Origin of the sequence: Streptomyces sp. Ru71 (genome assembly GCF_002920535.1) — a bacterium.
In the GTDB taxonomy this organism is placed as follows: domain Bacteria; phylum Actinomycetota; class Actinomycetes; order Streptomycetales; family Streptomycetaceae; genus Streptomyces.
In genome coordinates, this window is the sequence record NZ_PQSS01000030.1 from 53,358 (window position 1) to 74,603 (window position 21,246).

Sequence of the window (21,246 nt, forward strand, 5' to 3'; positions counted from 1 at the left end):
CACAGCTGCGTGGAGAGGTTGATCCGCACCCGCCTCATCGGCCAGAGTTTCGCGCAATCCCTTCCGGGACCACGGCCGTCGTGCCCGCCCCCACGGGGCGCGACGGCCGCTCTATGGTGGGCGGATGACGACGTATGCGGCGCTGCTGCGCGGAATCAACGTGGGCGGCAGCAGAAAGCTGCCGATGGCCGAACTGCGCTCCCTGATGAGCGGTCTGGGCCTGGACGACCCCCGCACCTACCTCCAGAGCGGCCAGGCCGTCTTCTCCTCGGCTCACGGCGACGAGGAGTCCCTCGCCGCCGGCCTCACGGAGGCGATCGAGCGGCAGTTCGGCTTCCGGGTCGATGTGATCGTGCGCGACCACGCCTATCTGAAGGCGGTCGCCGACGCCTGCCCGTTCCCGGCCGCCGAGCTGGAGGCCAAGCAGCTGCACGTCACGTACTTCTCCGGCCAGGTCGGCCCGGAGCGGTTCGCGGAGATCGACCCGGCCGCCTACCTCCCCGAGGAGTTCCGCCTCGGCGACCGCGCCCTGTACCTGTACGCCCCGGAGGGCCTCGGCCGTTCCAAGCTCGGCGAGGCGCTGTCCCGGCCGCGCGTGAACAAGGGCCTGATCGCCACGAGCCGCAACTGGAACACGGTCGTCAAGCTGGTGGAGATGACCGCGGACTGAGCGCGCCGAGCCCGCTGCGCCGGATCGTGCCCTCGGCCCGCACCCCGGCGCGGCCGGCGCGACCCGCTGTTCGCCTCCGGTCGCCCGCCGTGCCGATTGGCCCACGGAACCGGCGGCGAAATGGCCCGTCCCCGCGGGCCGCCCGGCCGGTAGCGTCGGCGCCATGACCGACACCTCGCCGACCCGCGTCGACTGCTGGTTCGACCCCGCCTGCCCCTTCGCCTGGATCACCTCCCGCTGGCTGCTGGAGGTCGAACGGCACCGCCCCCTCGACCTGCGCTTCCATGTGATGAGCCTGTACCTGCACAACATCGGCAACGAACTGCCCGACTGGTACCGCGAGTTGGTCGACGACTCGATCGGCCCGGTCCGGGTGGCGGTGGCCGCCGCCGAGCGGCACGGCGAGAAGGTCCTGCGCGACCTGTACACCGCCTTCGGCACCCGCATCCACGAGCGCGGGCAGCGGGACTTCGACGCGGTGATCGCCGAGTCCCTCGCCGAACTCGGCCTGGACGCCGACCTCGCCGCCGCCGCGCACGACGCGTCCCACGACGACGCCGTGCGCCGCAGCCACCAGGCCGGCGCGGAGGCGGAGTCCGGCAAGTACGTGGGCACGCCGACGCTCCACGTCGACGGCACGGTGTGGTTCGGCCCGGTGCTGCGGGCCATCCCGCGCGGGCAGCGCGCGGCCGAACTCTTCGACAGTTTCCGGGTCCTGGCCGGCGACCCCGACCTCTTCGAACTCAAGCGGACCCGCACGGGCGGACTGTCGTTCGACTGACGTCGTACACGGGTGCGCCGGTGCGGGGTTCGTGTGTCACGATCATCCCGAACATCTGGGGGGTGGTCCGATGGCGGTCGATTCCGCACTGCTGCGGCCGGTGGTGGATCCGGCGCTGGAAGAAGAGGAACGGGAACTGCTGGCCGGGGCCGGGGCGGGGCTGATCCCCGCGGCCGAGCCGCTGCCCGCCGCGCCGCGCCGGGGCGGGCGCACGTCCACCGACGTCCTGCTGGCCCTGCCGGTCGCGACACTGTGCGGCTTCCTGCCGGTGGTCGCGCTGCCGCTGCTGCTCGGCCGGCGCGCGGGCGCGGTCACCGGGGCGCTCGCACAGGCCGGGGTGGTGGCCGCGTGGTGGTGGGGCGGGCTGACCCCGTTCCTGATCACGGTGACGGCGCTGCAGTGCGTGTCCTGGCTGCTGATCTACGTCTTCGGCTGCGGGATGGACGAGGCGCAGCGGCTCGCCCGCCTCCACCACGGCCACTACTACGTCGACGAGGACTTCGGCACCTCGGTGCTGCGCCCGCTCGTCGGCCGGTCGCTGCGCCGCCAGATGCTGCGGACCCAGATCGCCGTGACGACCGTCCTGGAGTCCGAGGTCAACAAGGCCGGGCTGCTCGACGACGTCGCCAACGCCGTGACCCTGCCGGTGCAGGAGTGGGAGATCGCCCAGGTGCTGGCCGAACTCACCCGGCTCGCCACGCAGGTGCGCTCCGTCACCGGCAACACCACCGCCTCTCCCCGGGTGCTGGAGGTGCTGGAGCCGCAGAAGCGGGCCCTGCAGCTGTCCGCCGAGGCGCTGGAGGAGCGGGTCGAGGCGCTGGAGCGGTACGCCGAGCACGTCCGGGCCGCCGACGAGGCGTACCGGGACTGGCAGGCGGTGCAGGAGCTGGAGGAGCTCGGCGACGACATGGCCGAACTCCTCGCCCGTACCGTGCGCGACGAGCTCGCCGTCGCGGAGATCGAGGGCCTCGCCGACCGGGCCCGGCTGGAGGCGTTGCAGCGCAGCCTGGGCGAGGCCCGGCAGGCGGGACTGGACCTGGCCGGCGACGGCGACCACGCTTCCGGGGGGACGAGATGAGCGGCCACGCCGACACGACCACCGCCGACGGGCCCCCGCTGTCCCCGGCCGGACGCCGTACGTTCGACCGCGTCCCCGGACCGCTGTGGGTCCTGGCCGCGCTCCTGATCCTCGCCCAGATCGTGCTCACACTCGCGGCGGTGTTCGGCGGCGGCGACGAGCCGGGCGGCGACAAGCCGGGCGCGGCCGTACCGAGCGACCACGTCCGGATCACCTACATCGTCACCGGCGACCGCCCCTCGGCGGACGTGCACTACACCACGCCGCGCGGCGACGAGAGCCATGAGGCCACCGTCCTGCCGTTCAAGGCGACCTTCACCTTCGACCGCGAGGAACACGTCGCCCTGCTCGTGAGCAACCGCTCCGAACACGGCGCCGGGAACATCATGTGCACCATCCTCGCCGACGGTGTCGTGGTGCAGCAGGCCAAGGCGAGCGGGGAGTACGCGAACGCCGACTGCAACGGCACCGCCGGCGAGGACAAGCCGCTGCCGGGCGTGCCCGTTCCCTCGCTCACCCCCGGCGCCGCCCCTCTGCCCCCGGAGTCCCGGCTCAAGACCGTCGTCCCGGTCAAGGACTACCCGGGCCGCGGCTCCCCGGTGATCGGCCGCGTCACGGACACCGACGCCCACCTCTCCTACGCCGAGCTGGGCGGCAAGTGGAACCGCAGCCGCCCGACCGACCCCATGCTGGCCGGCTGGAACCGCGAGCAGACCTTCGACTCCGAGGCGAAGTGGGCGGCGCAGATCGACTCCGGGCTGGTCGACGGCGACGCGCTGGATCAGGCCACCGGTGCCGACCGGCTGCGCAAGGTCGCCGGCTTCGAGCAGGACGACCGGCGCAAGTACGCCTACGTCGACGGCGAGACCACCATCCGGGACATCGCCTCCCAGCCCCTCAAGGTCGGCGGCCATGACGCCTGGGTCCTGGTCAGCGAGATGCACTTCCGCAAGTACGGGGTCAAGTCGACGATGGACCTGTCGGCCGTCGTCGTCGTGGACACCGGCCGGCCCCGGCCCTCGGTGCTCTGGATCGCCCTGCCCGAGACCGAGAAGAAGCTCTGGCCGGACATCAACACGATGATCGACTCGCTCCGGGTCACCTGACCCCGAGCACGTCGAGCATCGCCCGGGTCGCCGGGCTCGGGTTGAAGCTGCTCCAGGCCAGATACTCGACCCGGCGCGGCCCGTCCACCACCGGCACCAGCACCAGGCCGGGGTCGCGGGCGGCCAGCGGCCGGATGTACGCCGACGGCAGCAGCGCCACGCCGAGGCCGCGGCCGACCAGCCCGGTCATCAGCTCCACCACACCGGCCTCGTAGGCCACGTCCCGGGCCAGCCCGGCGGCGGCGAACGCCCGGTCCGACTGGGCCCGGGCGGGCGTGCCGTCGATGAAGTCCACGTACGTCTCCTCGGCGATCTGCGCCAGCGTGACCCGCTCGGCGCCCGCGAGCCGGTGCCCGGCCGGCACCACCAGCACATGCTCGTCGCGGTCCAGGACGACGGTCTCCACCCCGGGCGGCCGCTCGTCCTCCGGCATGCCGAGGAAGGCGATGTCCAGCTCGCCGGCGCGGATCGCCGCGGCCAGTTCGTCGCTGCGCCCCGAGCGCAGCCCCACCCGGACGTCCGGGTGCCGGGCCCGGTAGCGCTGGAGCAGCTCGGGCACGTCCACGGCGGCCGTGGTGACGATCACGCCCACGGCGAGCCGGCCCCGTACCGCCCCGGTCGCGGCGGCCGCGTCGGCGACCGCGCGGTCCGCGGCGGCCAGGCACTCGCGTGCGGAGGCGACGAACGCCGCTCCCGCGTCGGTGAGTTCGACGCGGCGGCTGGAGCGGGCGAACAGCCGGACGCCCAGCTCCCGTTCCAGGGCGGCGATCCGGTGACTGAGCGACGACTGCACCACGAAGCAGCGCTCGGCGGCCCGGGTGAAGTTGCGGGTGTCGGCCACGGCGACGACGTAGCGCATCTGCTGCAGATCCACCCGATCATGGTCTCGGTTCATGGCTGCCATGGCAACCATGTGTTGGACTCATGGCCGGCCGCTGCCGAGACTTTCCCCATGCCTTCCTCGTCCGCTCCCCGGGCGGCCACCGTCGCCCTGACCGCGCTCGCTCCCGCCGCGTGGGGCACGACGTACGCCGTCACCACGCAACTCCTGCCGCCGGGGCATCCGTTGTTCGCCGGGCTGATGCGGGCCCTGCCCGCCGGTCTGATCGGTCTCGCGCTCACCCGGAAGGTGCCGCACGGCGCCTGGTGGTGGAAGACCGCCGTCCTCGGCGTGCTCAACATCGGCGCGCTGTTCCCGCTGCTGTTCGTCGCGGCCGAGCGGCTCCCCGGCGGTGTCGCCGCGACCCTCAGCGCCACCCAGCCGCTGCTGGTCGCCGCGCTGGCCATCGCCGTGCTGCACGACCGGCCGACGGCCTGGCGCTGGACCTGGGGCGTGCTCGGCGTCGTGGGCGTCGCCCTCGTCGTCCTCGGCCCGCAGGCCAGGCTGGACGCCGTCGGGGTGCTGGCCGGCCTCGGCGGCACGGCCGGCATGGCCGGCGGCGTCGTGCTCACCAAGCGCTGGGGCCGCCCCGAGGGCGTCAGCCCGCTCACCCTGGCCGGCTGGCAGCTCACCGCCGGCGGACTGGTGCTGCTCCCGCTCACCTTCGCCGTCGAGGGCATGCCACCGCGCATCGACGCCGACGCGGCCGCCGGTTACCTGTGGCTCGGCAGCATGGGCGGACTCATCGCCTACACGCTGTGGTTCCGCGGGATCGGCCGGCTCCCGGTCGGCGCGTCCGCCCCGCTGGTGCTGCTGTCCCCGCTGGTCGCGGCCGTCGTCGGCATCACGCTCGGCGAGTCGCTCACCTGGCCGCAGACCGGCGGCTTCGTCCTCGCCCTGGCCGCCATGCTCGCGGCCCAACTAGACGTCAGGAGACCTTCGATGACCACACCCATGACGATCGCCGTGCTCGGCGCCACCGGAATGGTCGGCAGCCGCGTGATCGACGAGGCCCGCGCACGCGGCCACCGGGTGCTCGCCCTGTCCCGCAAGCCCGCGAGCGAGGACCCGGACGTCGTACCCGTCCCGGTCGACGCGAACGACCCGTCCGCCCTGCGCGAGGCCCTGACCGGCTCCGACGCGGTCGTCCTGACCGTACGGACCTTCCCGGCCGACGCCGACTTCCTCACCGCGACGACCCGCACGGTACTGGACGCCGCCGCGGAGCAGGGGACACGCGTCCTGGTGGTCGGCGGCGCGGGCGCCCTGCGCAGCCCCGGGAACGAGGAGCTGCTCGTGGCCGACAACCCCGCCTACGTCCCCGCCGAGTACCGGGCCGTGGCCGCCGCAGGAGTCGCCCAACTGGAGACCTGCCGCTCCCACACCGCCGACTGGGTCTACCTGAGCCCGCCCGCCCTCCTCGAACCGGGCACCCGCACCGGCCGCTACCGCCGAGGCACGGACACCCTGCTCACAGGAGTGGACGGCACCTCATGGATCAGCGCGGAGGACATGGCCGTAGCCATACTCGACGAACTGGAAAACCCGGGAACAGACCGCCACATAACGGTCCAGGCCCACTGAAACGCGCCCCTGAAAGAGGCGCGGGGAACTGCGCGAGTAACCACAACGAGCCCGCAGACGAACGACGCCAGAACCCGGCAGACGCAGCGTCAGGCCCCCAGCGCCGCAGGCAAGGGCACCAGAGCACCCTCGTAACGCTCGACGAGAACCCGGGCAACCTCCGGCGCCGGCCCCAGCACATCGGCCAGGAGATCCGCCTCGGCCGCACCGCGAGCGATCCGGTCCGGCAGAAACCCGGGAGCCAGCACGTACGGCGCAACGGCCACCTTCTCGCACCCCAAGGCCCGCAGCGAGCGCACCGCGTCCTCGGTCCGGGGAAACCCCGGGGAGGAACCGCCGGAGGCGAACGCAGGTCGCACGGCGCACCAACCGGTGTGCCGCCACTCCCGCGCGATTGCTGCGATCACTGCGATCGCCTCCGGGTCGGTGGACCCCGCCGAGGCCAGGACGACCCCGGTCGAGGACTTGTCGGCGGGGCTCAGCCCCGCCTCGTACAGCCGCCGCTCCAGTGCGGCCAGGAGCAGCGGGGACGGGCCGAGCACGTCCGCCTGGCGGATGCGCAGGCCCCGCGGAGCGCCCCGCAATACCGCCGGGATGTCCGCCTTGGCGTGGAAGGCGCGGGTCAGCAGCAGCGGAAGGGCCACGACGTCCCGCACCCCCTCCGCGGCCAGGGACTCCAGCACCCCCTGCACGGAGGGGATGTTGAAGTCCAGGAACCCGGTCTCCACGCGCAGCCCCGGCCGCAGCGACCGTACGCGCTCCACCAGGGCGTGCACGGTCGCGGCGTGCCGCGGGTCACGGCTGCCGTGGGCGATGACGAGGAGAACGGGGGCGTGGGACATGGGACTCAGCTCTTCACCAGCAGTCCGCGGCTGCGGAGCACCCACCGCTCCAGCGGGCTGAAGATCAGCAGGTCGATCGCGATGCCGACGAACAGGATCAGGATGATGGACTCGAACACCATGGACATGGAGCTGGCGTTGCGGCCGTTCTCCAGCAGCGCGCCCAGGCCGACGCCGAGGTCGGGGGAGGAGGCGATGATCTCCGCGGCCATCAGCGACCGCCAGGAGAACGCCCAGCCCTGCTTCAGACCGGCCAGATAGCCGGGCAGCGCGGCCGGCATCACGATGTGCCGGGCGCCCTTGAGGCCCGTCGCGCCCATCGTGCGGCCGGCGCGCAGGAACAGCGGCGGCACCTGGTCGATGCCGGACACCAGGCCGTTGGCGATGGACGGGACCGCGCCGAGCAGGATCACCGCGTACATCATCGAGTTGTTCAGGCCCAGCCAGATCACCGCCGGCGGCACCCAGGCCACGCTGGGCAGGGACTGCAGTCCGGACAGGATCGGCCCGATCGCGGCGCGCACGAACTTCACCCGGGCCACGATCAGCCCCAGCGGGGTGCCGATGGCGAGCGCGAAGAGGAAGCCGAGCAGTCCGCGCGAGATGGACGTCCAGATGTAGCCGAGCAGCTCGCCCTTGAGCCAGGCGTCCTTGAACTCGGTGCCGACGTCGGAGGGCGTGGGCAGCTTGGTCGGGTCGTCCACGATCTTCAGGGAGACCAGCGCCTGCCAGACCACCAGGACCACCGCGACCGCGACGATCGGCGGCAGGATCTTCTTCACGAAGGTCTGGCGGAAGGGCGTGCGGCCGGTCGCCGAGGACTCCAGGGCGTCCAGGCCCGCCTCCAGGCCGCCGAGACCGCCGGCCCGGTCGGCGGAGGCGTCCCGGACGGGGCTGTCCGCCGTGGTGTCGGTCGTGTCAGTGCTGGCCATGGCGGCGGATCTCCCCACGCAGTACTTCGGTGATCTCCAGGGACAGTTCGGCCACGGGCGCGTCCTCGATGCGCCGCGGCTGCGGGATGTCCACCCGCCACTCGCGGGCGATGCGGCCGGGCCGGGAGGACAGCAGCACCACGCGCTCGGCGAGCCGGACCGCCTCCCGCACGTTGTGCGTGACGAACAGCACCGACACCCCCGTCTCCTGCCAGATCCGGGTCAGCTCGTCGTGCAGCACGTCGCGGGTGATGGCGTCCAGCGCCGCGAACGGCTCGTCCATCAGCAGCAGCCGGCTGTCCTGCGCGAGCGCGCGGGCCATCGCCACGCGCTGGCGCATACCGCCGGACAGCTCGTGCACCCGCTTGCCGTGCGAGCCCTTCAGCCGGACCAGTTCGAGCAGCTGCTCGGCGCGCTCGCGCCGCTCGTTCTTGGGTACGCCCCGCAGTTTCAGGGCGAGTTCGATGTTCTTGCCCGCGGTCAGCCACGGGAACAGGGCGTGCTCCTGGAACATCAGGGCCGGACGCCCGTCGGTCGTGATCGCGCCGGCGGTGGGCCGCTCCAGGCCCGCCACCAGGTTCAGCAGCGTCGACTTGCCGCAGCCCGAGGCCCCCAGGAGGGTGACGAACTCGCCCGGAGCGACATCGAGGCTGATGTCGTCCAGCACGAGCTGCTGCCCGGCGGGCCCGGCGAAGGACTTCGAGACATGCTCGATACGCGCGGCGTGCTCGACTGCCTCGACGCCTTCGGCCTTCATGATCGCGGTGGCCATGGTCGTCACCTCCTGGGAACTCTCGGATCCGGGCTTACTTGACGCCGAGTCCGGCGTCGTCGACTGCGGGCTGCCCCTCGGCCTTCAGAACCTTGTTCAGGACGGTGAGGTCGTAGATGCCGTCCAGCTTCGGCTGCTTGAGCAGACCGGCCTTGACCGCGTGCTCCGCCTCGGTGTTGAGGGTGGAGGCCAGCGGGTCGTTGGTGAACTGGATGGACTTCCACGCCGGGTCGAGGACCTTGGCCGGCAGCGCCTTGCCGGAGTCGGCCTCCAGCTGCTTGTTGGCCGCGGCCTTCGCCTCGTCGGGGTTGGCGTTGATCCACTTGTTGGCCTCAAGGGAGGCCTTCAGCACCGCCTCGACGGCGTTCGGGTGCTCCTTGAGGAACTTCTGCGACACGATGACGTTCGTGATCACGAACTTCTTGTCCGGCCACAGGTCGGCCTCGTCCAGCAGCACCTTGGCGCCCTGGGCGACCAGCTTGGAAGCGGTCGGCTCCGGCACCCACGCGCCGTCGATGGAGCCCGACTTGTAGGCGTCCGGGGTGACCTTGTTGTCGGTGCGGACCACCGACACGTCGCCCTTGCCGCTCTGCGCGTCGACCTTCCAGCCCTGCTCGGCGATCCAGTTCAGGAACGCGACGTCCTGGGTGTTGCCGAGCTGCGGGGTGGCGATCTTCTTGCCCTTGACGTCCTTCACGGACGTGATCTTCTTCGGGTTCACGACGAGCTTCACACCGCCGGACGCCGAACCGGCGACGATGCGCAGGCTCTTGCCCTTCGACTTGGTGTAGCCGTTGATCGCCGGGGAGGGGCCGATCCAGCCGATGTCGATCGAGCCCGAGTTGAGCGCCTCGATCTCGGACGGGCCGGCGTTGAAGATCTGGTACTTGGCCTCGGTGGCGCCCAGCTCCTTCTGGAAGAAGCCCTTCTGGACCCCCACCAGTGCCGTCGCATGGGTCAGGTTTCCGAAGTAGCCGATCTTGACCTTGTCCAGGCCGTCGATCTTCTGGGCGCCGGCGGCGACCTTCTGGGCGGAAGGCTTCTCGTCGGCCTGAGAACCGTAGCCGCAGGCGGCCAGGGCGAGCAGGGGCAGGGCGGTCACGGCGGTCACGCCGCGGCGAAGGAGCGTCGAGCGGGTAGGCACGGGAGGGTGTCCTCTCGGAGGCCCGGCGGTCACGCCCTTGTCGTCAGGGCGTGGCCGGGAAGTCGGCAGAAGGTTTTCGTCGCTTCCGGGACTCCCCCGAGCTCTTCGAGCAGGGGGGATCCCCAGGGTGGGGGGACGGGGCGCGCAGGCAGTGCGCGTACGTCAGCGCACACATCGCGTCACTCCGCCCTGTCCGCTGCCGAGGACGCCGCTGCCGATGCGGCCGCCCTCCTTCGCGAACGTCCCGTAGTAGTCGTAGGAGTTCATGGGTCAGAAGTCCCAGCCGTCGTCGTCGGTCTCGTCCTTGACCGGCTCGGGCGCGGCGAACGACTCGCCGACCATGCCCGCGGTGAGCGTGGTGCCGTCGTTGGGGTCGATCAGGATGAAGGAGCCCGTGCGGCGCGAGTCGGCGTAGGAGTCGACCGGCAGCGGCTCGGCGGTGCGGATCTTCACCCGGCCGATGTCGTTGGCGACGAGCCGGCCGGGGTGCGGGTGCAGGGACAGGTCGTCCAGGGTGAGCCGGGACGGGATGTCCTTCACGATCGCCTTGACCGTGCGCGTGCCGTGCTTGAGCAGCACCCGGTGACCGACGGTCAGCGGCTGGTCGGCGACATGGCAGACGGTCGCCTCCACGTCCTGCGTGGTGGCCGGCGCGTCCTTGCTCGGCACGATCAGGTCGCCGCGCGAGATGTCGATGTCGTCGGCCAGCAGGACCGTCACCGACTGCGTGGTCCAGGCCACGTCGACCGGCTTGCCCAGCAGGTCGATGCCGGAGATCGTCGAGGTACGGCCCGACGGCAGCACGGTGACCGCCTCGCCGACCCGGAAGGATCCGGCGGCGATCTGGCCGGCGTAGCCCCGGTAGTCCGGGTGCTCGGCGGTCTGCGGCCGGATCACGTACTGCACGGGCAGCCGCGCGTGGCAGTGGCTCAGGTCGTGGCTGACCGGGACGGTCTCCAGGTGCTCCAGCACGGTCGGGCCGCCGTACCAGTCCATGTTCGCCGACGGCTCCACGACGTTGTCGCCTTCGAGCGCCGAGATCGGGATCGCGGTCACCTCGGGCACGCCCAGCTCGGTGGCGTAGGCGGTGAACTCCTCGGCGATGGCCGCGAAGACCTTCTCGTCGTAGCCGACGAGGTCCATCTTGTTCACGGCGAGCACGACGTGCGGGACCCGCAGCAGCGCCGCGATGGCCGCGTGCCGGCGGGTCTGCTCGACGACGCCGTTGCGGGCGTCGACGAGGATCACCGTCAGCTCGGCGGTGGAGGCGCCGGTGACCATGTTCCGCGTGTACTGCACATGGCCCGGGGTGTCGGCGAGGATGAACCGGCGCCGGGGCGTGGCGAAGTAGCGGTAGGCGACGTCGATGGTGATGCCCTGCTCGCGCTCGGCGCGCAGGCCGTCGGTGAGCAGCGCGAGGTCGGGGCCCTCCTGGCCGCGGCTGGCGGAGGCGCGCTCCACGGCCTCCAGCTGGTCGGTGAGGACCGACTTGGAGTCGTGCAGCAGGCGCCCGACGAGCGTGGACTTGCCGTCGTCGACGGAACCGGCGGTGGCGAACCGCAGCAGGGTGGTGGCCGAGAGTTCCTCGGTCGTGGTCGTGCTCATCTCTAGAAGTACCCCTCGCGCTTGCGGTCTTCCATCGCCGCCTCGGACATCTTGTCGTCGGCCCGGGTGGCGCCCCGCTCGGTGAGCCGGGACGCGGCGATCTCGGTGATCACCTTCTCGATCGTGTCGGCGTCGGAGTCGACGGCGCCCGTGCAGGACATGTCACCGACCGTGCGGTAGCGCACCAGGCGCTTCTGAACGGTCTCGCCGTCCTTGGGGCCGCCCCACTCGCCGGCGGTCAGCCACATGCCGTCCCGCTGGAACACCTCGCGCTCGTGCGCGTAGTAGATCTCGGGCAGCTCGATGCCCTCGCGGGCGATGTACTGCCACACGTCCAGCTCGGTCCAGTTGGACAGCGGGAAGACCCGGACGTGCTCGCCGGGCGCGTGCCGGCCGTTGTACAGGTTCCACAGCTCGGGGCGCTGACGGCGCGGGTCCCACTGGGAGAACTCGTCGCGCAGGCTGAACACCCGCTCCTTGGCGCGGGCCTTCTCCTCGTCGCGGCGGCCGCCGCCGAAGACGGCGTCGAACTTCTCCGCCCGGATCTTCTCCGTCAGCGGCAGCGTCTGCAGCGGGTTGCGGGTGCCGTCCGGGCGCTCCTTGAGCACCCCGCGGTCGATGTAGTCCTGCACGGACGCGACGTGCAGCCGCAGCCCGTGCTTGGCCACCGTGCGGTCGCGGTAGTCGATGACCTCGGGGAAGTTGTGCCCGGTGTCCACGTGCAGCAGCGAGAACGGCACCGGCGCGGGCGTGAACGCCTTCAGCGCCAGGTGCAGCATGACGATCGAGTCCTTGCCGCCGGAGAAGAGGATCACCGGGTTCTCGAACTCGCCCGCGACCTCGCGGAAGATGTGCACGGCCTCGGATTCGAGGGCGTCCAGGTGCGAGAGGGCGTACGGGGTGTCCGTACCCTCCTGGGCGGTGGTGGCGACGGTCGTCACGCCAGTCCCCTTTCGCTGAGCAGGGCGTGCACCGACGCCGCGGACTCCTGCACGGTCTGGTTCTGCGACTCGATCCGCAGATCGGGCGTCTCGGGCTCCTCGTACGGGTCGTCGACCCCGGTCAGGCCGGTCAGCTCACCCGCGGCCTGCTTGGCGTACAGGCCCTTCACATCGCGTACGGAGCACACCTCGACCGGGGTGGCGACGTGCACCTCCAGGTACGGCGTGCCGTTCGTCTCGTGCCGCTTGCGCACCGCGTCGCGGCTGTCCGTGTACGGCGCGATGACCGGGACGAGCACCTTCACGCCGTTGCGCGCGAGGAGTTCGGCGACGAAGCCGATGCGCTGCACGTTGGTGTGCCGGTCCTCGCGGGAGAAGCCGAGGCCCGCCGAGATGAACTCGCGGATCTCGTCGCCGTCGAGCACCTCGACACGGTGGCCCTCGGCCCGCAGGCGGCCGGCCAGCTCGTACGCGATGGTGGTCTTGCCGGCGCTCGGCAGACCCGTGAGCCAGACGGTGGCTCCGCTCGTCACGTCATTCTCCTGAATCGTCGTCATCCGTGCAGCCCGCACTCGGTCTTGGCGCGGCCCGCCCAGCGGCCGGCGCGCGCGTCCTCACCCTCCAGCACCCGCCGGGTGCAGGGGGCGCAGCCGACGGAGGCGTAGCCGTCCATCAGCAGCGGGTTGGTCAGCACGCCGTGCTCGGTGACGTAGGCGTCCACGTCGTCCTGGGTCCAGCGCGCGATGGGGGAGATCTTGACCTTCTGCCGCTTGTCGTCCCAGCCGACCACCGGGGTGTTCGCCCGGGTCGGGGACTCGTCGCGGCGCAGGCCCGTCGCCCAGGCCTGATAACCCTGCAGGCCCTCTTCGAGCGGCTGCACCTTGCGCAGCTTGCAGCACAGGTCGGGGTCGCGGTCGTGCAGCCTGGGACCGTACTCGGCGTCCTGCTCGGCGACCGTCTGGCGCGGGGTGAGCGTGATGACGTTGACGTCCATCACGGCCTCGACCGCGTCGCGGGTGCCGATGGTCTCCGGGAAGTGGTAGCCGGTGTCCAGGAACACCACGTCCACGCCCTTCATCACCCGGGACGCCAGGTGGGCGACGACCGCGTCCTCCATGGAGGAGGTCACGCAGAAGCCCTTGCCGAAGGTGTCGGCCGCCCACTGCAGGATCTGGAGCGCGGAGGCGTCCTCCAGGTCGCGGCCCGCCTGCTCGGCGAGCGCCTTCAACTCGTCGGCCGTGCGCTCGTGCTGAGCCGTCGTCATATCGAGTCCCCTCCGTTGTCGGCTCGCTCCTGAAGCCCCCGGGCCAGCAGCCCGAGGAACTTCAGCTGGAATGCGCGGTTGCAGGCCGCGCATTCCCAGGCACCGTGGCCCTGCTCGGACGGACGCAGGTCCTCCTCGCCGCAGTAGGGGCAGTGGAAGGGCACCGCTCGCTCGCTCACGACAGGGCCTCCTCGGAGGCGCGGGCCGCCCAGGTCGCGAACCGCTCGCCGTCCTGGCGCTCGGCCTGGAAGCGCTTCAGCACGCGCTCGATGTAGTCGGGCAGCTCGTCCGCCGTCACCTTCAGGCCACGCACCTTGCGGCCGAACCCGGCCTCCAGGCCGAGCGCGCCGCCGAGGTGCACCTGGTAGCCCTCGACCTGGTTGCCGTCGTCGTCGAGGACCAGCTGGCCCTTGAGACCGATGTCCGCGACCTGGATACGGGCGCAGGCGTTCGGGCAGCCGTTGAGGTTGATGGTCAGCGGCTCGTCGAAGTCCGGCAGGCGGCGCTCCAGCTCGTCGATCAGCGTGGCGCCGCGCTGCTTGGTCTCGACGATGGCGAGCTTGCAGAACTCGATGCCGGTGCAGGCCATGGTGCCGCGCCGGAAGGTGGACGGCCGGGCGGTGAGGTCCAGCGCCTCCAGCTCGTCGACCAGCGAGTCGACCTGGTCCTGCTCGACGTCGAGGATGATCATCTTCTGCTCGACGGTGGTGCGCACCCGGCCCGAGCCGTGCGCCTCGGCGAGGTCGGCCACCTTGGTCAGGGTGGCGCCGTCGACGCGGCCGACGCGCGGGGCGAACCCGACGTAGAAACGGCCGTCCTTCTGGCGGTGCACGCCGATGTGGTCGCGCCACTGCTGCAGCGGCTGCTCGGGAGCGGGGCCGTCGATCAGCTTGCGGCCGCCCAGGTACTCGTCCTCCAGGACCTGGCGGAACTTCTCCGCGCCCCAGTCGGCGACGAGGAACTTCAGGCGGGCGCGGTTGCGCAGCCGGCGGTAGCCGTAGTCGCGGAAGATGGAGATGACGCCCTCGTAGACGTCCGGCACCTCGTCGATCGGCACCCAGGCGCCGAGCCGCACGCCCAGCTTGGGGTTGGTGGACAGGCCGCCGCCGACCCACACGTCGAAGCCGGGGCCGTGCTCGGGGTGGCGGACGCCGACGAACGCGACGTCGTTGATCTCGTGCACCACGTCCAGCACCGGCGAGCCGGAGATCGCGGTCTTGAACTTGCGCGGCAGGTTCGAGTACGCCGGGTTGTTCAGGACGCGGCGCTTCATCTCCTCCAGCGCCGGCGTGCCGTCGATGATCTCGTCCTCGGCGATGCCCGCGACGGGGGAGCCGATCATCACACGCGGGGTGTCACCGCAGGCGGTCACCGTGGACAGGCCCACGGCCTCCAGCCGGTTCCAGATCTCGGGCACGTCCTCGATCCGGATCCAGTGGTACTGCACGTTCTGCCGGTCGGTGATGTCGGCCGTGCCGCGCGCGAACTCCTGGGAGACCTCGCCGATCACCCGCAGCTGCTGCGTGGTCAGCGCACCGCCGTCGATGCGCACGCGCAGCATGAAGTACTTGTCGTCCAGCTCCTCCGGCTCCAGCACGGCGGTCTTGCCGCCGTCGATGCCGGGCTTGCGCTGGGTGTACAGCCCCCACCAGCGCATACGGCCGCGCAGGTCGTTGGGGTCGATCGAGTCGAAGCCCGCCTTGGAGTAGATCGTCTCAATGCGTGTCCGCACATTGAGACCGTCGTCGTCCTTCTTGAACTGCTCATTGCCGTTGAGCGGCGTGAGGTGGCCTACGGCCCACTGACCCTCGCCGCGGTGACGGCTCACCTTGCGGCGGGGCGCGGAGGCGGCAGGGTTCTGCGGGGTGGCGGCCATGGTTGATACGTCCTTCGGGACAGGCGAAAAGCGACTGTGACCTGCGCGGATGAGCGCATGGGGGCATGGGTGCGCATCGTTGCGCGGCAGGCTACGGGGATACGGGGAACCGGGGGTGCTGTGAGGTCTCAGCGCGTCTGACAGATGGCGCTGGACATGCGGCCGAGGTCGACGTGCCGCCGACTCACCAAGGCAATTCCAGTTCCGGACATGACGGAAGCGTGTCACGGCGATCTGGACACAGTCCAGCTTCGTCCACTATGCGGACACCCTTGTCCCGAAGTTCGAGACAAGGGTGTCGTCGGTCACAAGATGCGCGCGGGGGCTTGTCTGTGCAGGTCAGGCAGGGTAGGCGCCCGGCCAGGGGCCCGGAGTCGGCACGTCCGGTTCTTCCTCGACCTTGGTGTCGAACAGCTTGAAGCCGCGGCGCTGATAGTTGTCCATCGCGAACTCGCCGTCCTTGCTGCACGTGTGCAGCCACACCCGCTTGGTCTGCGCGAGCCCCGGCCACCGGTCGGCCAGGTCCCAGGCGCGCGCGGCGCCGCAGGACAGCAGATGGCCGCCGATCCGCCGCCCGCGGAAGGCCGGGACCAGCCCGAAGTAGACGATCTCCACCACCCCGTCGTCCTGCGGCTCCAGCTCCACGTACCCGGCCGGGGTGCCCCGGTCGTAGGCCACCCAGGTCTCGACACCCGGGCGCTCCAGGTGCTCCCGCCACCGCGCGTAGTCCCAGCCGAGCCGGTCCGTCCAGCGGATGTCCCCGCCGACGGAGGCGTACAGGAAACGGCTGAACTCGGGTGAGGGCACCTCGGCGCGCACGATCCGCACGTCCCCTTCCGGCGCGGCGGCCGGAAGGAGGTCGGACGGGGACGTCTGTTCGAGGGACCAGGTGGTCACGGGGATGTTGGCCATGGTGGACAGGGAACCATCCCCTCCGCCGTCGTGTCGACGCCGGAGGGGGGACGGCACGGCCGTCGAGGAGCGCGGCTCAGCGCAGGGCGGAGTCCACCGCGGCCAGCGGTACGGCGAAGAGCGTGCCGCCGGACTGGGACCACAGCTCACCGGTGCCGGGCGCGTACGAGAGGGACTGCGGTGCCTCGCTCCAGCACAGCCGGGTGTCGTCGGCGCCGCATCGGGCCACCTGCGAGCCGTCCGGGTCCTGGCGCCACAGCATGCCCCGCCCGTCCGAGGCGCCGGTGGCCCGGGCCACGTACCAGCGGGAGCCGTACGGCAGCACGCCCCGCACCTCGGTCGCCTTCGTCGTGTACGCCGCGTCGGGCGCCGTCAGGTGCGAGACCGGGTCGGTGAGCGGCAGCCCGTCGACGCCGAGCCGGTAGCGCCACAGCCGCGTCGGGCGCTCGTCGCCGGCCGGCACCCGCTCGCTGACCGCCAGCGAGGCCGGGGTCGAGCTCCGGTCCAGGCCCAGCCCGGCCGGGCCCGGGAGGTGCGCGTCGCCGGCCGGCCGGTAGGAGGCGACGGCCGGCAGCACGAAGGGGGCACCGGCCGCCGACCAGCCGCCGGGCACCCGTCCCACGGCCGCGCTGTCGACGCTCGCCCGCAGCACGCGCCGCACGTCGAAGGCGTACAGCGCCGCCCGGTCCCGCTCGCCGGCGGTGACCAGCAGCGTGTCGCGGTCCCAGACCATGCCGGTCACCGGCGAGGCCAGCGCGCGGTAGTCCCGGCCGCCGTCCACGGCCACGGCCAGCAGCGCCCAGCCGTAGGCGAGGTGGTCGGGGTCGCTCGCGTCGACGAACGCCACCCCGGCGGCGTCGCCCCGGGACCACGCGGAGGCCAGCACCCGGGCCGTGCCGTCGCCCGACACGCTCACCGCGCCGGGCCGCCAGGCCGCGGTGTCGTCGCCAGGGGAGCCAGGGGAGTCCGGGGAGCCGGGGGCGCCCGGGAAGCCGGTGAAGCAGTACGCGCGCGTGGCGGCGGGCGCGACCGGCAGCGCGTGCCGCTGCGCGCCCGTGCAGTCGTCGGCGGAGGCCAGCGTGTGGTCGGCGCCGCGCAGCACCCGATCCACACCCACCGGCCCTCCCATCGGCGGCGCTGAGCCGGTCCAGCGCGGCGCGCGGCACCGGGTCGGCGGCCAGCCGCGGCGCGTCGGCGCCGGCCGGGGAGGTCAGCTGCCGCAGCGCGCCCGGGTCCTCGGTGACCGTGGCCTGCGAGGCGCTGATCATCGTGGCCGCGGCGGTCAGCGCGAGGGCGGTGCCGGCCAGGAACGCGCGCAGCGCCGCACCCCGCCTGCGCCGGCGGTGCCGTCCGCGATGCTTCATACCGTCCTCCCGAGCGGGCCAACTGCGCCTTGTGATCCTCACGTTGACGCAAGAAGCAGGTGGGGTGACCCGTAGGGGGGATGCTACGGCAGCGGGGGCCGCCCGAGGGCGCGGACCGCCCAGTTGCCCGCACCCATGGCCCGAAAAGCCCCGCTACGGTACGGCGGACGAGCCCCTTCCGCGCACCACGCCCGGTGCCGTCGAGTGGGGCAGCAGGTCACGCGGGTCCTCGGGGAGCAGGAGGTCGACCTCCACGTCCTCACAGAAGCGATAGGGCCGGTGGGTCAGGAAACCCCCGAGATACCGCCGTACCCGGGACATCTCCGCCCGGACCGTCACTGTGCGGGCCGGATCGCCGAACATGTCCCGCGCCAGCTGCGCCGCGCTGCGGCCGGACCGCTGCACCGCCAGCAGATACAGCAACTCCGCGTGCCGGGGACTCAGCTCGTGGCTCCAGCTGCCGGCCGCCGACGAGGCGGTCACCGACCAGCGGCGCGGCTGCGTCAGATCCAGCCGGATACGGGTCGCACCCCGCGGCAGCGGCTCGTCGGCCGGCCGCACCAGCCAGCCGTCCGCCAGCGGCTCCAGCGTGCACGCCCCCAGCGAGGGCAGCCACCGCCGCCCCGCCCGCGCCTCGCGGGGCAGGGGCACCCGGGCGGCGTACGGCATCCCGGTCACGGCGGCCGTCCAGCCGTCGCGGTCCACCACCAGCGCCCGGCCGCCGACCCGCGCCAGCACCGGCGCCGCCACCGCGCGCAGCCGCTCCAGCCCCTCCAGGTGCAGCTCGCGCAGCCGCGCCTCGGCCAGTTTGGCCACCGAGTCCACCCAGGCCAGCGTGGCCGGATGCATCGTCTCCAGCGGCCCGCTGACATCGACCACGCCGAGCAGCCTGCCGTCGCGCGGGTCGGTGATCGGCGCCCCCGTGCACGTCCAGGAGGTCTGGCTGCGCACGAAGTGCTCGCCCGCGAAGACCTGCACCGGGCGCCGCACCACGGCCGGGGTGCCGACCCCGTTGGTGCCGACGACGTCCTCGCGCCAGTCCGCGCCGATCTGGAAGCCCAGCCCGTCGGCCTTGCGCAGCACCGGCGCGCAGCCCTCCCGCCACAGCACCCGGCCCTCGGCGTCGGCGACCACCATGATGTGCCGGGCGACGTCCGCCACCGACAGCAGACCCTGCCGCAGCACCGGCAGCACCGGACGCAGCGGGGACTCCTCGCGCCGCCGGCGCACCTCCTCGTCGCTCAGCAGGTCGGAGCGGAAGTCGTGCTCGGGGTCCACCCCGCTGCGCAGCATCCGCCCCCACGACTGCTCGATCACCGGGCGGGGGGCGACCCGGGCCCGCTGCCCGGCGAGCGCGGCCTCCCGCACCTCGCTGAGCACCCGCGCCGCGCGCGCCGCGTCGACGGCGGCCAGACGCGTGACGTTGATCGGCGAGTTCGCCACTGGGTCCTCCCGGAATGGGCCGTGCACACCGGATGTCAACCCTCCTGGGCGACGTTTTCCGGTCCTTGTTCGATGGTTGCGCTGAGTAAGTCCCATACTGCCGATCGCCCGTGACGGAGGGACGCACTCCGGACAAGTTGCAACCCCCTGCAACCCTGGCGGACTGCCGCACGAGTGGTTGAAACTTGAGCTACGCCGTCCCCGAGCGGCGTACCTGGCCTCGCACGGGCCATCGCGGGGGTGGTGCCGTGTCGGCGCAGCACCACCCCCGCACCCTCTTCCCCCGTGTCCGGGGCCCTTCAGGACACCGGGCGTGCCCGCTCCACGACCGACGCCAGATCCAGGGTGTGCGGCAGCGTCCCGAAGGCCGCGCCTCCGTCGCCGCCCAGCCGCGCCCCGCAGAACGCGTCCGCCACCTCGGTCGGCGCGAACCGCACCAGCAGCGACCCCTGCAGCACCAGCGCCAGCCGCTCGGTGAGCCGCCGGGCCCGTGCCTCGACGCCCGCCAGGTCGGCCAGTTCGGTCAGCAGGTCCTTGATCGCCGCGTCCAGCCGGTGGTCCGCGCCGCGCGCCTGCCCGACCTCCCGCAGATACGCGTCCAGCGCGGCCGGTTCGCGCTGCAGCGCCCGCAGCACGTCCAGGGCCTGCACATTGCCCGCGCCCTCCCAGATCGAGTTCAGCGGCGACTCGCGCACCAGCCGGGGCAGCCCCGACTCCTCCACGTACCCGTTGCCGCCCAGGCACTCGGCCGCCTCCACCACCACCGGAGCGCACCGCTTGGTCACCCAGTACTTCGCCGCCGGCACCGCGATCCGCAGCAGCGCCCGGGCCTGTTCGGAGTCGTCGTCGCAGGCCGCCGCGAGCCGCAGCGCGAGCGTGGTCGCCGCCTCCGACTCCAGCGCGAGATCGGCCAGAACATTGCGCATCAGCGGCTTGTCGACCAGCTTCCCGCCGAACGCCTCGCGGTGGGTGCAGTGGTGGACCGCCTGGGCGACGGCCTGCCGCATCAGACCGGCCGAGCCGAGCACGCAGTCCAGCCGGGTCGCCGCGACCATGCCGATGATGGTCCGCACCCCGCGCCCCTCCTCACCCACCCGGCGGGCCCAGGTGCCGGCGAACTCCACCTCGGCGGAGGCGTTGGAACGGTTGCCGAGCTTGTCCTTCAGCCGCTGGATCAGGAAGACGTTGCGCGAGCCGTCCGCGAGGACCCGCGGCACGAGAAAACAGGTCAGACCTCCCGGGGCCTGGGCCAGCACCAGGAAACCGTCCGACATGGGCGCCGAGCAGAACCACTTGTGCCCGGTCAGCTCGTACGTCCCGTCCTGCGCGAGCGGCCGCGCGAGCGTGGTGTTCGCCCGTACGTCGCTGCCGCCCTGCTTCTCGGTCATGCCCATCCCGAACAGCGCACCCGCCTTCTGGTGCGCCGGGCGCAGGCCCCGGTCGTAGATGCCGGACGTCAGCCGCGGCTCCCACTCGGCGGCCAGCTCCGGGTCGGTGCGCAGCGCGGGCACGGCGGCGTGCGTCATCGACAGCGGGCACAGGTTGCCCGCCTCGACCTGCGTCCACACCACGAAGGCCGCCGCCCGCCGCACATGCCCGCCCGGCCGGTTCCAGGCCGAGGTCAGGCCCGCCGCGACGCCCTTGCCGAGCAGCCGGTGCCAGGCGGGGTGGAAGTCGACCTCGTCGATCCGGTTGCCGTAGCGGTCGTGGGTGCGCAGCCGGGGCGGGTTGTCGTTGGCCTGCGCGCCCCACTCCTGCACCTGCGCCGAACCCGCGGAGCGGCCCAGCCCGGACAGCTCGCCCAGCGCCTCGCCGAGCGGACCGGGGGCCAGGTGCCGTTCCACGGCGGCCACCAGCGCGCGGTCGGCCGAGAAGACGTCGTAGCCGGCCAGCGCGGGTGGCTGGTTGGTGACGGTGTGCGTGCTGGCTGCCATGTACGCAACCTACCCGCCGGTCGTCCCGGCATGACCCGCCGGACACGGGCTGTGAGGACAGGCCGGGACGGGCGAGGTGACCTGCGATGTGAGCGCAGCCTCGGGTGGCGGATACCTT

General features: G+C 72.3%; 20 protein-coding genes and 1 pseudogene. 5 read left to right on the top strand and 16 right to left on the bottom strand.

The window, feature by feature from the left end; all coding sequences use genetic code 11:
• The first annotated feature begins 124 nt into the window (after nucleotides 1-124).
• From C3489_RS19265 to C3489_RS19280, 4 genes are all read left to right on the top strand, one after another.
• Nucleotides 125-670, top strand: coding sequence for a DUF1697 domain-containing protein (locus tag C3489_RS19265; protein ID WP_103783113.1), 546 nt, complete (start codon nucleotides 125-127; stop codon nucleotides 668-670).
• Between the two features lie 163 nt (nucleotides 671-833).
• The gene (locus C3489_RS19270; RefSeq protein ID WP_103783114.1) at nucleotides 834-1,451 is read left to right on the top strand and encodes a DsbA family protein; all 618 of its coding nucleotides are present in this window, start codon (nucleotides 834-836) and stop codon (nucleotides 1,449-1,451) included.
• 70 nt (nucleotides 1,452-1,521) lie between these two features.
• The gene (locus C3489_RS19275; RefSeq protein WP_103783115.1) at nucleotides 1,522-2,529 is read left to right on the top strand and encodes a hypothetical protein; all 1,008 of its coding nucleotides are present in this window, start codon (nucleotides 1,522-1,524) and stop codon (nucleotides 2,527-2,529) included.
• Nucleotides 2,526-3,635, top strand: coding sequence for a hypothetical protein (locus C3489_RS19280; protein WP_103783116.1), 1,110 nt, complete (start codon nucleotides 2,526-2,528; stop codon nucleotides 3,633-3,635). The genes C3489_RS19275 and C3489_RS19280 overlap by 4 nt, the downstream gene beginning before the upstream one ends.
• Here the strand turns inward: C3489_RS19280 and C3489_RS19285 are convergent.
• Complete coding sequence (locus C3489_RS19285; protein ID WP_103783117.1) at nucleotides 3,628-4,509, bottom strand: LysR family transcriptional regulator; 882 nt, start codon at nucleotides 4,507-4,509, stop codon at nucleotides 3,628-3,630. The two genes, C3489_RS19280 and C3489_RS19285, sit on opposite strands and share 8 nt — an antisense overlap.
• 78 nt (nucleotides 4,510-4,587) lie before the next feature.
• On the opposite strand from C3489_RS19285, the gene C3489_RS40040 reads away from it, so the two are divergent.
• Complete coding sequence (locus tag C3489_RS40040) at nucleotides 4,588-6,099, top strand: EamA family transporter (protein ID WP_374936754.1); 1,512 nt, start codon at nucleotides 4,588-4,590, stop codon at nucleotides 6,097-6,099.
• Nucleotides 6,100-6,188: 89 nt separating this feature from the next.
• Here the strand turns inward: C3489_RS40040 and C3489_RS19295 are convergent, their stop codons facing one another.
• From C3489_RS19295 to C3489_RS19365, 15 genes and pseudogenes are all read right to left on the bottom strand, one after another.
• Nucleotides 6,189-6,941, bottom strand: a complete 753-nt coding sequence (locus C3489_RS19295; RefSeq protein WP_103783118.1) for a sirohydrochlorin chelatase — start codon at nucleotides 6,939-6,941, stop codon at nucleotides 6,189-6,191.
• A gap of 5 nt (nucleotides 6,942-6,946) precedes the next feature.
• A complete protein-coding gene (locus tag C3489_RS19300; RefSeq protein ID WP_103783119.1) occupies nucleotides 6,947-7,873 on the bottom strand; it encodes an ABC transporter permease in 927 nt (308 codons plus the stop codon).
• The gene (locus C3489_RS19305) at nucleotides 7,860-8,645 is read right to left on the bottom strand and encodes an ABC transporter ATP-binding protein (RefSeq protein ID WP_103783120.1); all 786 of its coding nucleotides are present in this window, start codon (nucleotides 8,643-8,645) and stop codon (nucleotides 7,860-7,862) included. The genes C3489_RS19300 and C3489_RS19305 overlap by 14 nt, the downstream gene beginning before the upstream one ends.
• A 34-nt stretch (nucleotides 8,646-8,679) precedes the next feature.
• Nucleotides 8,680-9,789 (bottom strand): aliphatic sulfonate ABC transporter substrate-binding protein, encoded by a 1,110-nt coding sequence (locus tag C3489_RS19310; protein ID WP_103783121.1) that lies wholly within the window; start codon nucleotides 9,787-9,789, stop codon nucleotides 8,680-8,682.
• A 270-nt stretch (nucleotides 9,790-10,059) separates the two neighbouring features.
• Nucleotides 10,060-11,394: a sulfate adenylyltransferase subunit 1 gene (locus tag C3489_RS19320; RefSeq protein WP_103783123.1), complete on the bottom strand. Its 1,335-nt coding sequence runs from the start codon at nucleotides 11,392-11,394 to the stop codon at nucleotides 10,060-10,062.
• Nucleotides 11,395-11,396: 2 nt separating this feature from the next.
• The gene (gene cysD, locus C3489_RS19325) at nucleotides 11,397-12,335 is read right to left on the bottom strand and encodes a sulfate adenylyltransferase subunit CysD (RefSeq protein ID WP_103783124.1); all 939 of its coding nucleotides are present in this window, start codon (nucleotides 12,333-12,335) and stop codon (nucleotides 11,397-11,399) included.
• Nucleotides 12,332-12,892, bottom strand: a complete 561-nt coding sequence (cysC, locus tag C3489_RS19330; protein ID WP_103783125.1) for an adenylyl-sulfate kinase — start codon at nucleotides 12,890-12,892, stop codon at nucleotides 12,332-12,334. The genes cysD and cysC overlap by 4 nt, the downstream gene beginning before the upstream one ends.
• Nucleotides 12,889-13,599 (bottom strand): phosphoadenylyl-sulfate reductase, encoded by a 711-nt coding sequence (locus C3489_RS19335; protein ID WP_103783126.1) that lies wholly within the window; start codon nucleotides 13,597-13,599, stop codon nucleotides 12,889-12,891. Before C3489_RS19335 ends, cysC begins: the two co-directional genes overlap by 4 nt.
• Nucleotides 13,596-13,778 (bottom strand): hypothetical protein, encoded by a 183-nt coding sequence (locus C3489_RS19340; protein WP_103783127.1) that lies wholly within the window; start codon nucleotides 13,776-13,778, stop codon nucleotides 13,596-13,598. Before C3489_RS19340 ends, C3489_RS19335 begins: the two co-directional genes overlap by 4 nt.
• On the bottom strand, nucleotides 13,775-15,475 hold the full coding sequence (locus tag C3489_RS19345; RefSeq protein WP_103783128.1) for a nitrite/sulfite reductase: 1,701 nt from the start codon (nucleotides 15,473-15,475) through the stop codon (nucleotides 13,775-13,777). Before C3489_RS19345 ends, C3489_RS19340 begins: the two co-directional genes overlap by 4 nt.
• 128 nt (nucleotides 15,476-15,603) lie before the next feature.
• A complete protein-coding gene (locus C3489_RS40045; RefSeq protein WP_374936756.1) occupies nucleotides 15,604-15,687 on the bottom strand; it encodes a putative leader peptide in 84 nt (27 codons plus the stop codon).
• A gap of 127 nt (nucleotides 15,688-15,814) precedes the next feature.
• Nucleotides 15,815-16,387 (bottom strand): GNAT family N-acetyltransferase, encoded by a 573-nt coding sequence (locus C3489_RS19350; protein WP_103783129.1) that lies wholly within the window; start codon nucleotides 16,385-16,387, stop codon nucleotides 15,815-15,817.
• Nucleotides 16,388-16,463: 76 nt separating this feature from the next.
• A pseudogene (locus C3489_RS19355) lies at nucleotides 16,464-17,751 on the bottom strand (hypothetical protein).
• Between the two features lie 153 nt (nucleotides 17,752-17,904).
• Nucleotides 17,905-19,194 (bottom strand): GAF domain-containing protein, encoded by a 1,290-nt coding sequence (locus tag C3489_RS19360; RefSeq protein WP_103783130.1) that lies wholly within the window; start codon nucleotides 19,192-19,194, stop codon nucleotides 17,905-17,907.
• A gap of 299 nt (nucleotides 19,195-19,493) precedes the next feature.
• The gene (locus tag C3489_RS19365) at nucleotides 19,494-21,128 is read right to left on the bottom strand and encodes an acyl-CoA dehydrogenase family protein (protein WP_103783131.1); all 1,635 of its coding nucleotides are present in this window, start codon (nucleotides 21,126-21,128) and stop codon (nucleotides 19,494-19,496) included.
• Nucleotides 21,129-21,246: the final 118 nt, after the last annotated feature.